This window comes from Amycolatopsis sp. NPDC114505 (assembly GCF_055633615.1).
The window spans coordinates 325,434-339,485 of record NZ_JBVKDV010000005.1; the positions used below are offsets into that span (position 1 = coordinate 325,434).

At 70.8% G+C, this 14,052-nt stretch carries 16 protein-coding genes; 8 read left to right on the top strand and 8 right to left on the bottom strand.

Annotated elements, in window-relative coordinates; genetic code table 11:
- Positions 1 to 48: 48 nt before the first annotated feature.
- Genes ACZ7OU_RS44395 through ACZ7OU_RS44405 form a run of 3 tightly spaced genes read right to left on the bottom strand, consistent with a single transcriptional unit; the run spans position 49 to position 2,599 of the window.
- Entirely contained in the window at positions 49 to 789 is a 741-nt protein-coding gene (locus ACZ7OU_RS44395; protein WP_470245140.1) for an FAD:protein FMN transferase, read from the bottom strand.
- Positions 786 to 1,238 (bottom strand): FMN-binding protein, encoded by a 453-nt coding sequence (locus ACZ7OU_RS44400; protein WP_470245139.1) that lies wholly within the window; start codon positions 1,236 to 1,238, stop codon positions 786 to 788. The genes ACZ7OU_RS44395 and ACZ7OU_RS44400 overlap by 4 nt, the downstream gene beginning before the upstream one ends.
- A gap of 14 nt (positions 1,239 to 1,252) precedes the next feature.
- Positions 1,253 to 2,599, bottom strand: coding sequence for a ferredoxin reductase family protein (locus ACZ7OU_RS44405; protein ID WP_470260164.1), 1,347 nt, complete (start codon positions 2,597 to 2,599; stop codon positions 1,253 to 1,255).
- Between the two features lie 147 nt (positions 2,600 to 2,746).
- On the opposite strand from ACZ7OU_RS44405, the gene ACZ7OU_RS44410 reads away from it, so the two are divergent.
- Together ACZ7OU_RS44410 and ACZ7OU_RS44415 are read left to right on the top strand one after the other, a co-directional pair.
- Positions 2,747 to 3,460 (top strand): response regulator transcription factor, encoded by a 714-nt coding sequence (locus ACZ7OU_RS44410; RefSeq protein WP_470259888.1) that lies wholly within the window; start codon positions 2,747 to 2,749, stop codon positions 3,458 to 3,460.
- Complete coding sequence (locus tag ACZ7OU_RS44415; RefSeq protein WP_470259889.1) at positions 3,457 to 4,878, top strand: sensor histidine kinase; 1,422 nt, start codon at positions 3,457 to 3,459, stop codon at positions 4,876 to 4,878. The genes ACZ7OU_RS44410 and ACZ7OU_RS44415 overlap by 4 nt, the downstream gene beginning before the upstream one ends.
- Here ACZ7OU_RS44415 and ACZ7OU_RS44420 read toward each other — a convergent pair.
- Positions 4,856 to 5,506, bottom strand: coding sequence for a pyridoxamine 5'-phosphate oxidase family protein (locus ACZ7OU_RS44420; protein ID WP_470259890.1), 651 nt, complete (start codon positions 5,504 to 5,506; stop codon positions 4,856 to 4,858). The genes ACZ7OU_RS44415 and ACZ7OU_RS44420 overlap by 23 nt on opposite strands.
- Before the next feature lie 80 nt (positions 5,507 to 5,586).
- Between ACZ7OU_RS44420 and pdxR the strand changes: the two genes are divergently transcribed.
- On the top strand, positions 5,587 to 6,957 hold the full coding sequence (gene pdxR / locus ACZ7OU_RS44425) for a MocR-like pyridoxine biosynthesis transcription factor PdxR (protein ID WP_470245135.1): 1,371 nt from the start codon (positions 5,587 to 5,589) through the stop codon (positions 6,955 to 6,957).
- 41 nt (positions 6,958 to 6,998) lie between these two features.
- Here the strand turns inward: pdxR and ACZ7OU_RS44430 are convergent, their stop codons facing one another.
- On the bottom strand, positions 6,999 to 7,805 hold the full coding sequence (locus ACZ7OU_RS44430; RefSeq protein ID WP_470259891.1) for an SLATT domain-containing protein: 807 nt from the start codon (positions 7,803 to 7,805) through the stop codon (positions 6,999 to 7,001).
- A gap of 254 nt (positions 7,806 to 8,059) precedes the next feature.
- Here ACZ7OU_RS44430 and ACZ7OU_RS44435 point away from each other — a divergent pair, with 254 nt between their 5' ends.
- Positions 8,060 to 9,154, top strand: coding sequence for a D-alanine--D-alanine ligase family protein (locus tag ACZ7OU_RS44435; RefSeq protein ID WP_470259892.1), 1,095 nt, complete (start codon positions 8,060 to 8,062; stop codon positions 9,152 to 9,154).
- Here the strand turns inward: ACZ7OU_RS44435 and ACZ7OU_RS44440 are convergent.
- Both ACZ7OU_RS44440 and ACZ7OU_RS44445 read right to left on the bottom strand, forming a co-directional pair.
- A complete protein-coding gene (locus tag ACZ7OU_RS44440) occupies positions 9,151 to 9,690 on the bottom strand; it encodes a DUF3515 domain-containing protein (protein ID WP_470259893.1) in 540 nt (179 codons plus the stop codon). The two genes, ACZ7OU_RS44435 and ACZ7OU_RS44440, sit on opposite strands and share 4 nt — an antisense overlap.
- A gap of 19 nt (positions 9,691 to 9,709) precedes the next feature.
- The gene (locus ACZ7OU_RS44445) at positions 9,710 to 9,943 is read right to left on the bottom strand and encodes an Lrp/AsnC ligand binding domain-containing protein (protein WP_155545137.1); all 234 of its coding nucleotides are present in this window, start codon (positions 9,941 to 9,943) and stop codon (positions 9,710 to 9,712) included.
- A gap of 124 nt (positions 9,944 to 10,067) precedes the next feature.
- Between ACZ7OU_RS44445 and ACZ7OU_RS44450 the strand changes: the two genes are divergently transcribed.
- Together ACZ7OU_RS44450 and ACZ7OU_RS44455 are read left to right on the top strand one after the other, a co-directional pair.
- Positions 10,068 to 11,024, top strand: a complete 957-nt coding sequence (locus ACZ7OU_RS44450; protein ID WP_470245132.1) for a thiamine-phosphate kinase — start codon at positions 10,068 to 10,070, stop codon at positions 11,022 to 11,024.
- A 16-nt stretch (positions 11,025 to 11,040) separates the two neighbouring features.
- Entirely contained in the window at positions 11,041 to 11,520 is a 480-nt protein-coding gene (locus ACZ7OU_RS44455) for a GNAT family N-acetyltransferase (protein WP_470245131.1), read from the top strand.
- On the opposite strand, the gene ACZ7OU_RS44460 is transcribed toward ACZ7OU_RS44455, so the two are convergent.
- Positions 11,507 to 12,670 (bottom strand): glycoside hydrolase family 27 protein, encoded by a 1,164-nt coding sequence (locus ACZ7OU_RS44460; protein ID WP_470259894.1) that lies wholly within the window; start codon positions 12,668 to 12,670, stop codon positions 11,507 to 11,509. The two genes, ACZ7OU_RS44455 and ACZ7OU_RS44460, sit on opposite strands and share 14 nt — an antisense overlap.
- Before the next feature lie 93 nt (positions 12,671 to 12,763).
- Here ACZ7OU_RS44460 and ACZ7OU_RS44465 point away from each other — a divergent pair, with 93 nt between their 5' ends.
- Positions 12,764 to 13,294 (top strand): gamma carbonic anhydrase family protein, encoded by a 531-nt coding sequence (locus ACZ7OU_RS44465; protein ID WP_470259895.1) that lies wholly within the window; start codon positions 12,764 to 12,766, stop codon positions 13,292 to 13,294.
- Positions 13,295 to 13,324: 30 nt separating this feature from the next.
- Complete coding sequence (locus tag ACZ7OU_RS44470) at positions 13,325 to 14,002, top strand: uracil-DNA glycosylase (RefSeq protein WP_470245128.1); 678 nt, start codon at positions 13,325 to 13,327, stop codon at positions 14,000 to 14,002.
- The last annotated feature ends 50 nt before the right edge of the window (positions 14,003 to 14,052 follow it).

Genomic DNA, 14,052 nt, shown 5'->3' on the forward strand with positions numbered 1-14,052 from the left:
CGGGTGGCCCCGAGTCTGGCCGAGTACCCGCGCGAGGGCGAACCGATTTCAGGAAGCCAGCGCCAGGCCCGCCGTCCGGTGCACGCGGCGGCTGTCGTCGACGATGAGGATCTCGCAGTCGGGCCGGTCGGCCGCCCAGGCGATGCCCTCGGCGCCCATCGCGAAGGCCGCGGTGGCCAGCGCGTCGGCGGTGACCAGGTCGCGGGCCATGACGGTGACGCTCATCAGCCCCGTCGCCGGCGTCCCCGACCGGCCGTCGACGATGTGCGAGCCGCGCTCGTAGGCCGCCGACGTCGCGATGGCGCCGTTGCGCGACTCCAGTACCGCGCACACGGCCAGGGGCTGTTCGGGGTGGCGCACGCCGACCCGCCACGGCCGTCCCGGTTCCGGTTCGCCGGCCGTGACGACGTCGCCGCCGGCGTTGAGGCAGAACGTCGTCGCGCCCTCGGCCTTGAGCATGTCGGCGGCGCGCTGCACGGCCCAGCCCTTGACCACCGCGCACGGGTCGAGGCCGCGTCCCGGCAGCCGCGCGCGGAACGCGCCGCCGGAGAGCTGCTCGTAGTACGCGCAGAGCTCCAGGACCTCCAGCAGGTCGTCGGTCAGCTCGGCCGCCGTGAGCTCACCGCGGTCGTACCGGCTGACCTCACTGTCCTCTTTGAACGGGCTGAACTTCGCGTCGACGTCGCGGAACCACGCGAAGACCTCGTCGACGATCTCGGCGAAGTCCCCTTCGTCCCTCAGATCGAGAGAGATCGGCAGGCCCATCACCTGTTCGACGCGCGTGGTCATCTGTTGCCCCGAGCGTCGATGGCTGCCTGGAGCGACGTCTTGTACGACTCGCTCGTCTCGGTCGCCCCGGTGATCGTGTCGATGTCGGCGTTCTGGGCCTTCATGGCTTCTTCCTGCAGACGCGGCAACGCGGTGAGCGCGCGGCCGTCGTCCGGGGCCTGCAGCAGGGTGACCGCCACCATCCGTGAGCCGGTGAACGTCACCTCGACCTGGACGGTCCCGTAGCTGCTCGACTCCGGCGTGCCCTGGGTCGTGACTGTCGCGTTCGCACTGTCCGGAGTGGACGGAGTGGCGCCCGTCGAGGCCGGCGGAGCGGGCGCGGTGGACGGTGCGGCGACGCTCGGCGGTGGTGCCGCGACGGCGGTGTTGTGCACCGGTCCCGGCTCGAACCGCCAGACCGCGATGAAGCCCGCGATCGACAGCGCGACGACGAAAATGGTCCTCTTCACTGCACCATCCCCCTTTAGGCCGCGAGGCTGAAGCGTTCGGCGTGGACCTGGGCCTTGGGCACCTTCAGCTCGCGCAGGCTGCGCAGCACGGCCGATGTCATTCCCGGCGGGCCGCAGACGAACACGTCCCGTTCGTGCACGTCCGGCACCATCATGTGCAGGTTCGCCGGGCCGAGCATCGCCCCGCGCGGGCCGACCGCCTGGTCCGATCCGGCGAGGACGCTCACCACCGCGCCGCGGGCCTTGGCGAGCCCGTTGAGCTCGGGCAGCAGCACCGCGTCGGCCTGGGTGCGCACCCGGTAGAGGACGACGACGTGACCGTCGATGTCCTCCAGCAGCGCCCGGATCGGCGTGATGCCGACGCCGCCCGCCACCAGCAGCGCGTTGGGCCGCTGCTGGTGGATCGTCGTGAACGCGCCGTACGGACCTTCGGCGAACACGCGCGTCCCGATCCGCAGGCTGCGCAGCGACGCGCTGGAGTCGCCGAGCGCCTTCGCGGTCAGGCGCAGCGTGCGGCCGTCGGGCGCGGCGGACAGCGAGAACGGGTTGGCCTGGTACCAGCGGTCCTTCGTGAGGAACCGCCACAGGAAGAACTGGCCCGCCCGCGCCGGCATCTTGTCGAGGTTCTTGCCCGTCATGTAGACCGAAACCACGTCTGGGGCCTCGGAAACCACCGCGGTGACGCGCAGCTGGTGGCGCAGGTTCCGCCACAGCGGGAGCACGACGCGCCCGGCGAGCACGGCGGCGCCGGCGCCCAGCCACATCGACCACCAGTAGGCCTTGGCCGTCGGGGCGCTCGCGAACGACGTTCCAAGCGCGATCTGGTGCGTGAACGCCAGCACGATCGCGGCGTAGGTGTAGAGGTGGATGAAGTGCCACGTCTCGTACGCGAGCCGCTTGCGCGCGAACTTCGCCGAAGCCGCGCCCACGATGAGGATGACGGCGAACGCGACCAGCGCCCGCAGGATCCCCTCGAGCGTGTTGGCCATTTCGACCAGCTCGTCGACGACGCCCTTGTCCGAGACCTCCGCGTACCCGAACGCGATGAACACGAGGTGCGCCAGCAGCGTCCACAGGATCGTGAAGCCGGTCCAGCGGTGCCACGTCGTGAGCCGGTCCATCCCGATCCGCCGGTCCAGCCAGGGCAGCCGCGCGATGAGCAGCAGCTGGACGGCCATTGCCAGCGCGCCGTACATCCCGGCGAGCCTGCCGATGCTGATCAGCACGTTCTGGGAGAGCCCGGCCTCGGCGAAGAGCACCGTGACGGCGCCCACGTTGGCGCCCAGGAAGAGGAAGAGGCCGGATTTCGCGGCGATCCGGGGGCGGATCGCCGGGCGCGTGGCCTCGGCGGTCTGCGTCATGCTGGTCACACGGATTCCCCTCGGGTTCGGTTCACGACGCTCAGCTTCGCCACGCAGCCTGTGGCGAGTCTGGGTACGGGCTGTCGGATTCCTGTCGGCCCGCGTCACGGGTCGCCGCTCGCCGGGGCGCCGGGAGAAGATGGGGTGGTGCAGCCCTCCGAACCCGTGCGCCTGCTCGTCGTCGACGACGAGCCGCACATCGCCGACCTCGTCGCGACCGTCGCCCGGTACGAGGGCTGGCACGCGGTCACGGCCGGGTCCGGCCGGGCCGCGCTGAGCCAGGCCGCGGACTTCGGGCCGGACATCGTCGTGCTCGACCTGATGCTGCCCGACCTGGACGGCTTCACCGTGCTCGACCGCCTCCGGGAGAACGGCAGCACGGTGCCCGTGGTGTTCCTCACGGCCAAGGACGCGACGGCCGACCGGATCGCCGGGCTCACCCGCGGGGGTGACGACTACCTCGTGAAACCGTTTTCCGTCGAGGAGCTGATGGCGCGGCTGCGGGCGGTGCTGCGGCGCAGCACCGGCCTCGCGCACCAGACCGTGACGCGCGGTGCCGTGCTGCAGGTCGGCGACCTGACGCTGGACGAGGACACCCGCGAGGTCCGGCGCGGTGACCGGCCGGCCGAGCTGACGCCGACCGAGTACGAGCTGCTGCGCTACCTCATGCGCCGCTCGCCGGCGGTGCTGACGAAGGCGCAGATCCTCGACCACGTCTGGGAGTACGACTTCGGCGGCCGGTCCAATGTGGTCGAACTCGTCATCTCCCACCTGCGGCGCAAGGTCGACGCGGGCGACGGCGAACCGCTGATCCACACCGTGCGCGGCGTCGGGTACGTCGTGCGCCGGGTCAACCGGTGACGCGCTTCTTCCGCCGGTGGTACGCGGCCTGGCAGCGGACGCGGCTGGGTACCCGGATCACGCTGGGTCTCGGCGCGCTCGCGCTGGTCGTGTTCGCCGCCGTCGGCGTCACGACGGTCGGGATCATGCACGGCTACCTCGACCGGCGGCTCGACGACCAGCTGACCAAGAGCCAGAACACGCAGCTGCCGCAGCTGCGGGAAACGCACGGCTCGCCGCAGTCGGTGTACTCGTGGTACTCGGCGCTGTACAAGGTGCGTGACGGCGTCGCGACGCCCCAGCCCGGCGGCCAGCTGCCCGGCGACGCCGAGCAGCTGGCGAAGATCGCGGCCGACGCGGTCGGCGGCGACGTCACGCGCAACATCTACCTGTACGACGACGGCCCGTACCGGGTGCGCGCGTGCCCGGTCGACAACGGTTCGGTGCTGCTGTCGGCCGCCCCGCAGAAGGACCTCGACGGCACGGTCCAGCAGCTGATCTGGGTGGAGGTCGGCGCGTTCGCGTTCGCGCTGGCCGTGCTGGTGGTCGTCGGGCGGCTGGTGCTGAGCCGCGGCCTGCGCCCGCTGGCGGACATGGCCGGGACCGCGCACGACATCGCGTCCCACGACCTCACCGCGAACCCCGCCCTGCCGGCCCGCTCGGCCGGCACCGGTGGCGGCGCCGAAGTCGACGAGCTGCGGACGGCGTTCAACGTGATGCTCGCGCACATCGACACGTCCTTGGCGGCGAAGACCGAGGCGAACGAGCGGCTGCGCCGGTTCGTCGCGGACGCGTCGCACGAGCTGCGGACGCCGCTGACGTCGATCCGGGGCTACGCCGACCTTTTCCGCTACGCGGCGGCGAACGAGCCGGCGGAGCGGGAGGCACACCTGGCGAAGATCCGGTCCGAGACGGCCCGGATGAGCGTCCTCGTCGACGATCTCCTGCTGCTCGCCAGGCTCGACGCGCGCGCGGCCGAGACGCCGTTGCGGCCGGAGCGCGTCGACCTCGCCGAGCTGGCCGGGGACGCGGCGGACGCCTTCGCCGCCGGGCGGCCCGACCACCCGCTGACTTCGTCGTTTTCGGCGGCTTTCGTCTCCGCGGATCCGCTGCGGTTGCGGCAGGTGCTCGACAACCTGCTGGCCAACGCGGCCATCCACACCCCGCCCGGGACCGCGGTGCACGTCTCGGTGGAGTCCTCGGAGTCCGACGCGGTCGTGCGGGTGGCCGACGCCGGGCCGGGCATCGCCGCCGCCGATCAGGAGCGGATCTTCGACCGGTTCTTCCGCGTCGACGACTCGCGCACCCGCGGCAACGGCGGCACCGGGCTCGGGTTGTCCGTGGTCCAGTCCCTGGTGACGGCGCACGGCGGCACGGTCTCGGTGACCTCGGAGCCGGGCCGCACGGAGTTCACGGTCAGGTTGCCGCTCGCCCGGTGACGTGCGGCGGCGTCGTCCAGCCGGGGGAGAGGTCGTCCGACGGCTCGGGCGCGCCGAAGACGGTCCGGACCGGGAGGACGCCGGCCCACGCGGCGTCGGCGTCGAGGTCCTCCGGCTCGTCGTCCGGGCCCTCGGCGCGCACCTTCACCGACGCCTCGGCGAGGTCGAGCGCCAGGACGCTCACCGCCGCGAACTCCTTCGCGTTGACCTCGCGCGCGTGCTCCCACGAGCCGGGCGCGAGGTGGTCGGTCAGCACCTTCAGGCCGTGCATCTTCGCTTCGGGGTCGGTGACCGCTTCGGCCTTCCCGAAGATGACCGCGCTGCGGTAGTTCATCGAGTGGTTGTTCACCGACCGCGAGTAGACGACGCCGTCGAGGAGCGTCACGGTGACGCAGACGTCGAGGTCCTGCGACGCCGTGCGGAGGCTCGACGCGCCGGTGGAGCCGTGCAGGTAGAGCGTGTCGCCGTCGCGGCCGTAGCCGGTCGGGAGGACGAGGGGCGCGCCGTCGCGGACGATGCCGAGGTGGCAGATCAGGCCCTCGTCCAGGACGGCGTGGAGCGCGGAGCGGTCGGTCACGGCCCGGTGCTTCTTGCGGCCGAGCGTGGTGCGGGGCGTGGTGGACAGCATGCGACCAGCGTCTCCCAGCACAGTGGCATCGGAAAACGGCCACTTCTCGTACACTTGGGAAGTCCACTCGAGGAGGTCCCGTGACTCACGCCGACACCGCGCTCCCGGTCAGCCTCGACCGCTCGGCCGTGACGCCCCTGGCTGTCCAGCTCGCGGACGCGTTGCGCGAAGCGGCCGCTTCAGGCCACCTGCGGGGCGGCGACCGGCTGCCGTCGACGCGGGCATTGGCGGGACGTCTCGGCGTCAGCCGCACGGTGACGTCGGCGGCGTACGAGCAGCTGCACGCCGAGGGGTGGATCGCGGGGCGGCACGGCTCCGGCACGTACGTGACGACGCCGCCGTCGTTTTCGGCGTCGGAGGTCCCGGCGCCCGCTGTCCCGGCACCCGAGACCGAGGTGCCGTCGCTGCTCGACCTGGGCCCCGGCACGCCGTGGGCCGACGGCCTGGACCGCTCGGCGTGGCGCCGCGCCTGGCGTGCGGCGGCCGACCCGGACCCGCTGGTCCGCGCGCACCGCGCCGGGCTGCCGGAGTACCGCGCGGCGGTGTCGGAGCACCTGCTGCGCCACCGCGGCCTGGCCGCCGGCTCGGTGCTGGCGACGGGCGGCACGACGGCGGCGGTGGTGGAGCTGGCCGCGGCGGTGCTCGAACGCGGGGACGTCGTCGCCGTCGAGGAGCCCGGGTACCAGCGCGCGGTGCAGGCGTTCCTGCGGGCGGGCATGCGGGTGGTGGGCGTGCCGGTGGACGACGAGGGGCTGCGGCCGGACGCGATCCCCCCGGGTGCGAGGGCGGTGTACTGCTCGCCGGCGCACCAGTACCCGATGGGCAGCCGCCTGAGCGCGGCACGGCGGGTATCCCTGGTCGAGCGGGCGCGGGCGTCGTCGATGCTGGTCATCGAGGACGACTACGACGGCGAGCTGCGCTTCGACGTGGCGCCGTTGCCGATGCTGGCGTCGCTGGCACCGGACGTGGTGGCGCACCTGGGGACGACGTCGAAGATCCTGACGCCGACGCTGGGGGCCGGGTGGATGGTGGCGCCGGAGGCGATCACGTCGGCGGTGCTGGCGTATCGAGATCTGACGGGGACGCGGCCGTCGCCGGCGGGGCAGCGGGTGTTGTACGAGTTCGCGCGGAACGGAGATCTGGGCCGTCACCTGCGGAAACTGCGTCGGGAGATGGCCGAGCGGCGGACGTTGCTGGCGGGAGCGTTGGCATCGGCCGGGGTGCCGGTCCGCGGGGATGACGCGGGGGCGCACCTGGTGGTGCCGTTTTCGTCGGCTTCGGTGGAGGTTTCGGTTCTTGCGGCGGCCGAACGGCGGGGGATTCGGTTGGATGGGCTGGCGCGGCACTTCGCCGGTTCGCCTTCGGCTCATGGCGTGGCGATCGGGTACGCGGGGTGTTCGCGGGAGGCTTTGGTGGCGGCGTTGCCGACGCTGGTGTCGCTGCTGCGGTGAGGTTCGCGGTTGTCCACAGCTCCTCCAGCACGCACATCCGTTCAGGTGCCTCCGATACCTGAAGAAGGCGACTGATGTATGTCAGGCGGCTGCTCGAGGCTCTGCTCCTTTGCCGCTTGGCTCACTCTCAACGCCTCGACGCGTTCTACCAGGGTCCGAAAACGGTCTGCTTCATTGGGGATCGACGCATAAACCCCGATCTGAAACTCGGCTGCGCGATACTGCTGTTCGATATCGCTCGCTGTTCTCTGGAACATCTCGGCGCGCTCTCGCAATCGAAAAGTGAGGGAGCAGCTCGCTGCGATCCCAACAACAAGGGAAACTGCGATCGATATCGACCGGGTCTCTGCTGTGCCGGCGAGAGCGGTCAACGACGAGGCCGACAAGGATCCGACGATGATGAGAAGTTGCAGGGCTACATAGCCGCGCCTGTAGGCTTGAGCTCGGATTTTGTATCGATCTGCCAATGATGGCAGGTGTTCCTTGTATCTCGAATGTGGTGCGCTGGTTCGTTTCGCCCGCCCGGCGAGAATTTCAGCGCGGCGGATGCGGTTCCTGTCCAGCTCGCTTTGCAGTGTAATGCGCGTGCTGCGATTTTCCAGCGAGTATCCGAGGCAAGTGGCGCCTCCTCCGATTAGGCACATAGTTCCAATGGCGCCGACCGGCAGCATTTCTGCTCCGATCGCGGCAACCAGGAACCAAAGTCCGGTGATGAGGAAGGGGGACGCGAGAGTTCCGCAAATCGCCCACCGCCAGCGGAGCAGCAGCTCTTTTTGCTCCTCTGTCAGCTCGTCCGATTCCTGGTCGATCTCCTGTACCTCGGGTGGTGACGGCATGTCGTCACGCATCAACGGACCTCTCAGTGTTCGATAGCTCACGATGGGTTGCCGGTACTGTAGTCAATGCATTCGTGGCGAGTCGCGATAGAACCATCGTCGCCCGAGTGCTCAACGTGGTGGCGGTAGTTTGCGTGTGATGATTTGTGCCTGAGTGTTTGCTCGGCGTCGCAGTGTCCTCACCGGTTGCGTTCACCGCTCACTTCACGCCGCCCGGCGCACGGGGCTCGGCTGTTCGCCGAGGTCACCGGGTACGGTGGCTCACCATGAGCGAGAAGATCCGGGTCGCGGTCGTGTTCGGTGGGCGCAGCAGCGAGCACACCATCTCCTGCCTTTCCGCCGGCAGCGTCCTGGGGAACCTCGATCCGGAGCGGTTCGAAGCGGTCCCCGTCGGCATCACGCGCGCGGGGCGCTGGGTGCTCGGTACCGGGGACTCCGCCCAGCTCGCCATCCGCGGCCGCGAACTCCCCTCCGTCGATGACGGCAAGGGGCTCGTTCTCGCCGGTGATCCCTCCAGTCAGGGCCTCGTCGCCGTCGAAGCCGGGCGGGAAAGCGAGCTCCTCTCTCAGGTCGACGTCGTCTTCCCCGTGCTGCACGGCGCCTTCGGTGAGGACGGCACCATCCAGGGCCTCCTCGAGCTCGCCGGCATCCCGTACGTCGGCCCCGGCGTTCTTGCCAGCGCGGCCGCCATGGACAAGGAAACCGCGAAGAAACTCCTTGCCGCCGAAGGACTTCCGGTCGGGACCTTCGCCGCGCTCAAGCGCAGTGAGTCCACTTTGGACGACGAGGCTCAGGCCAAGCTCGGCCTGCCCGTCTTCGTCAAGCCCTCGCGCGCCGGGTCTTCCGTCGGTATCAGCCGGGTGACGTCGTGGGATGACCTCGACGCCGCCATCGAGCTCGCGCGGGCCACCGATCCCAAGGTCCTCGTCGAAGCCGCCGTCGTCGGGCGGGAGGTCGAGTGCGGGGTCCTCGAGTTCCCGGACGGGCGCGTCGAAGCCTCGCTGCCCGCCGAGATCCGCGTCCTGTCCGAGGACGAAAACGCTTGGTACGACTTCGAAACCAAGTACCTCGGCGACGACGCCGAGCTGGACATCCCGGCCAAGCTCGACGACGCCCTCACCGAGAAGCTCCGCGCCATGGCCGTCAAGGCCTTCCAGGCGCTCGACTGCCAGGGCCTCGCCCGCGTCGACTTCTTCGTCGGCGCCGACGGTGAGCTGACCATCAACGAGGTCAACACCATGCCCGGCTTCACGACGAAGTCCGCCTACCCGAAGATGTGGGAGGTCACCGGCGTGGACTACTCGACGCTGCTGACCACGCTCATCGAGACGGCCATCGCCCGCGGTACGGGCCTGCGCTAGCCGAAGCGCAGCGGCGTCGCCGGCAGCTTCGCCGCCACGGTGTCCGAGATCTGCTGCAGCGGGCCCGTCCCGGCGCTGTCCGGCACCGTCAACGCCGCGTAGACGTCGCGGTCCACGACGTACCACGTCGACGCGCCGTCGCCGGACACCTGCAGCCACTGCACCTTGTTCACCAGCCGCAGCGCCGCCGTCGGCGTCAGCTCCGGGGGACGGTCCAAGCCGCAGCGCAGCACCAGCGGGTCGTCCGAGCCCCAGGCCACCGTGGCCGGCGGGGCCGGGTCGGCCAGCGCGCGCACCTTCAGCGTCTTGCCGTTGGACGTCAGTTCGGAGGGCACCGCGCTCATCAGCGTCGTGCAGCCCGGGGCCGAGGCGAAGGGCGCCGGCACGGAGACCAGCGGAAGCGGCCCGGAATCGGTGGAGTCCGCGGAGCGCTGGGTCAGCGCGAAGACGGCGACGGCGACCGCCAGGGCGACGGCGAGCGCGGCCGCGGTGACGAGCACCACCCTGGGTGGGGCACCGGTGTCGGAGTCTGGCACCGCACCACTACACCACTGCTCAGAGATGCACGACCGGGCAGGTCAGCGTCCGGGTGATGCCTTCCACGTTCTGGACCTTGGCGACCACGAGCTGGCCCAGCTGGTCGACACTGTCGGCGGCCGCGCGGACGATCACGTCGTACGGTCCGGTGACATCCTCCGAACTGGTGACGCCCGCGATGCTGGAGATCTCGGCCGCCACCGCGGCCGCCTTGCCGACCTCGGTCTGGATGAGGATGTATGCGTGGACCACGGCGCGCCCTTTCGTCGGGATCGGTCAGCTCAGGTAGGAACGTATAGCCAGCTCACCGAAAAACATAGGGCATCCGACTATCGGTGATCGATCTTTGTCCCGGTAGAGAAAGCAGAGGTGACCGGTGTCACCGAACGACGCAACGGTCGCCGAGACCGGCGAGTTCGCGCTCATCCGCGCGGTCACCGAAGGGCGCCGCCAGCCGCCGGGCACGCTGCTCGGCCCCGGCGACGACGCCGCCGTCCTCGCGGCCCCCGACGGCCGCGTGGTCGCCAGCACCGACGTGCTCGTCCAGGGCGTCCACTTCCGGCTCGACTGGTCGCCGCCCGAGTACGTCGGGCGCAAGGCCGTCGCGGTCAACCTGGCCGACATCGCCGCCATGGGCGCCACCCCGACCACCGTCCTGGTCGGCCTCGCCTGCCCGCCCGACACCCCGCGCGACCTGGTCACCGCGCTCGCCGACGGCATGTGGGCCGAGGCCGAACGCGCCGGCATCGGCGTCTCCGGCGGCGACATGGTCCGCGCCGACCAGCTCGTGATCAGCGTCACCGCGCTCGGCGACCTCGGCGACCGCGAGCCCGTGACGCGCTCGGGCGCCCGGCCCGGCGATGTCGTCGCGGTCTGCGGGAAGCTCGGCTGGGCCGCGGCCGGCCTGGCCGTGCTCGGACGCGGGTTCCGGTCGCCGGTCGGCGTGGTCAACGCGCAGCGCTGCCCGGAACCGCCGTACGACGCCGGTCCGCGCGCCGCTCTCGCGGGAGCGACGGCGATGATCGACGTCTCCGACGGGCTCCTGGCCGACCTCGCCCACATCGGCGAGGCCTCCGGAGTCGGCCTCGACGTCCGGACCGCCGACCTCGACATCCCCGCGCGGCTCACCGAAGTCGGCGCCGCGCTCGGCGCCGACCCCCTGGACTGGGTGCTGACCGGTGGTGAGGATCACGCTCTCGTCGCGACCTTCCCGCCGTTCGCCGAACTGCCCGAAGGCTGGCGCACCATCGGCGTCGTGACGATGGCGGACTCCGGGATCACCGTGGACGGGAAACCGTTTTCGCGAGAAGCCGGATGGACTCACTGGCGCTGATCTAGGCTCGGAAAGCGTGAGAATCGTTCCGGTCCCCTACGACCATCCCGACGCGGTCAAGCTCATGGCCGCGGTGCAGCAGGTGTACGTCGAGCGCTACGGCGACGAAGACGCCACCCCGATGAGCCCGGCGGACTTCGATCCCCCGCAGGGCGTCTTCCTGGTCGGCTACCAGGGCGAGGAAGCGGTCGCCTGCGGTGCCTGGCGCGCCCACGACGGCCCGGCGCCGGACTTCCAGGACGGCGACGCCGAGTTCAAGCGGATGTACGTCGCCGACTCCGCCCGCGGCCGCGGGTTCGCGCGGATGATCCTGTCCGAGCTGGAACGCACGGCGGCGCTGTGCGGCCGCAAGCGCGCGGTGCTGGAGACCGGCACCAAGCAGCCCGAGGCGATCGCGCTCTACACGTCCTCCGGGTACGCCGAGATCCCGAACTTCGGCGTCTACAAGGACGAGCCGGAAAGCCGTTGCTACGGCAAGGACCTCACCTCGGTGTGAGCTTGAGCAAGGCCGCCGCGTGCGGGCGCAGGGACGCCGCAATGGCGCCGACGGCTGGGCCGGTTTCTCGGTGGGCCCAGAGATCCCGGACGGTCCACGACCCCGGGATCGCCGCGGAGACGGTCGCGGTGGTGGTGCCGGTGTTGAGCAGCACCACCGCGAACCCGCCGCCGGTCAGCGGTTTCCCCCACACCTGGTAGCCGGGGCCCGCGGCGAGCTGCCGCCCTTGGCCGCCCGCGAAGTCCTGGTCGACGGCGATCGCTTCGGTGTTGCCCAGCGTCGCCAGGTCGCTGTCGCTCAGCTTCGCCGGGTCCGTCCCGGCGAACAGCGGCGCGTTCAGCACGGCCCAGACGCTGAAGTGCGCGCGGGCTTCGTCCGCGGTGAGGGTGCCGTTGCCGACCTGCAGCATGTCCGGGTCGTTCCAGCCGCCCGGGCCGCCGCTGTGGGTCGCGACGGTGGCCTGCTGGTCGATCGTCGCGAGGACGGAGTCCCAGGTCGCGGTGAGGTCGTAGGTGGTCCGCCACAGGTTGGCCACCGGCCGCGCCCAGGTCCAGGGGCTGGAGACGCCGTATTCGGAGATCGCGTAGACGATCGGGCGGGGCAGCGCCGCGAGCTCGTCGCGCATCTTCTCGAACGCCGCCTTGCGACCGAGGCCGTCGACGGTGTCGGCGTTGCACCAGTCGTACTTGAGGTAGTCGACGCCCCAGCGGTCGAACGTCTCGGCGTCCTGGCGTTCGTGGCCGAGCGAGCCGATGCCGGTGGCGGGGTAGGCGTCGTTGGCCATCGCGCACGTGCGGCTGCCGGGGACGGCGTAGATGCCGAACAGCAGGCCGCGGGAGTGGACGTAGTCGGCGAGGTCGGCGATGCCGTGCGGGAAGCGTGTCGGATCGGCCTGCAGCGAGCCGTCGTCGGCGCGCTTCGGGGCCTGCCAGCAGTCGTCGACCACGACGTAGCGGTAGCCGGCGTCGCGCAGGCCGGTGTCGGCCAGTGCGTCGGCCGCCTTTTTGACGACGTCCTCGGTGAGGTCATAGCAGCGGACCTGGTTCCAGCTGTTCCAGCCCATCGGCGGGGTCGCGGCCAGGCCGTTCGCGAGGGCGGGCGACACCGTCGGGAGGCTGAGCACCCAGGTCAGCACGATGAGGAGGAGCACGAGACCCGTGCTCCCGGTACTGGCGTTCCGGTTCGCGGCGATGCCGTGATCCAATCGCAGAACACGTGAAACCGCAGTCACCCCGGAGGCGGCATGCCGATCTACGCACTCGGCTCGATCGAACCGACGATCCACCCGGACGCCTACGTCCACCCCGACGCCACGGTGATCGGCGACGTCCGGATCGGTGCTTTCGCGTCGGTGTGGCCGCAGACCGTCCTGCGTGGCGACCACGGCTACATCGAGATCGGCGAGCGGTCGAACGTCCAGGACGGCTGCGTCCTGCACTGCACCGAGCGGCATCCGACGATCCTCGGGCCGTCGTCGGCGATCGGGCACGCCGTGCACGTCGAGGGCGCGACGATCGGCACCGGCTGCCTGATCGCGTCCGGCTCGGTGGTGCTCAACGGCTCGGTGATCGACGACGGCGGCATGGTCGGCGCGGGCGCGGTGCTGTCGTACGGCTCGCACGTGAAGACCGGGGAGATCGCGCTGGGCGTGCCGGCGAAGACACGGGAGAACAAGTCGTTCAGCGCGGAAAACATCGCCATGGTGGTCGATTCCTACGTGGAGCGCGGGAAGCGGTTCCGCGTCGAACTGCGGCGGCTCGACCCGCTCGGGTGATGCCGGCCACGCCCGGTAGGCTTGCGCGCCGTGACCGCACGACCGCTGCAGGACATCGTCGAGGCAGGCTGGGCTGAGGCCCTCGAACCGGTGGCGCCGCAGGTGTCCGCGATGGGGGAGTTCCTCCGCGCGGAGATCGCCGCGGGCCGCACGTACCTGCCGGCGGGTGAACACGTGCTGAGGGCGTTCAAGCAGCCGTTCCACGACGTGCGCGTGCTGATCGTCGGGCAGGACCCGTACCCGACGCCCGGGCACGCGGTGGGCCTGAGCTTCTCGGTGGCGCCGGACGTCCGGCCGATCCCGAAGAGCCTGGTCAACATCTACAAGGAGTACGCCGAGGACCTCGGCCACCCGCTGCCGTCCAACGGCGACCTGACGCCGTGGGCCGACCAGGGTGTCCTGTTGCTGAACAGGGCGTTGACGGTGCAGCCGGGCAAGTCGAACTCGCACCAGGGCAAGGGTTGGGAAGAGGTCACCGAGCAGGCGATCAAGGCCCTCGCGGCCCGGTCGGAGCCGATGGTGGCGATCTTGTGGGGCCGCAACGCCCGCAACCTGCGCCCGATGCTGGGCGAGGTGCCGTGCATCGAGTCCGCGCACCCGAGCCCGCTCTCGGCCCACAACGGTTTCTTCGGGTCGAAGCCGTTCAGCCGCGCCAACCAGCTGCTGGAGCAGCAGGGCGCGGCGCCGGTCGACTGGAAACTTCCGTAAGTTCGGTGTCCGGATCGGGGTGACGGCTCCGACCAGGGGGAAACGGAACC

Coding starts and splice junctions, on each gene's coding strand:
- ACZ7OU_RS44395 (WP_470245140.1), bottom strand. CDS start 789: ATGACCACGCGCGTCGAACAGGTGATGGGCCTGCCGATCTCTCTCGAT.
- ACZ7OU_RS44405 (WP_470260164.1), bottom strand. CDS start 2,599: ATGACGCAGACCGCCGAGGCCACGCGCCCGGCGATCCGCCCCCGGATC.
- ACZ7OU_RS44420 (WP_470259890.1), bottom strand. CDS start 5,506: ATGCTGTCCACCACGCCCCGCACCACGCTCGGCCGCAAGAAGCACCGG.
- ACZ7OU_RS44430 (WP_470259891.1), bottom strand. CDS start 7,805: ATGCGTGACGACATGCCGTCACCACCCGAGGTACAGGAGATCGACCAG.
- ACZ7OU_RS44435 (WP_470259892.1), top strand. CDS start 8,060: ATGAGCGAGAAGATCCGGGTCGCGGTCGTGTTCGGTGGGCGCAGCAGC.
- ACZ7OU_RS44465 (WP_470259895.1), top strand. CDS start 12,764: ATGCCGATCTACGCACTCGGCTCGATCGAACCGACGATCCACCCGGAC.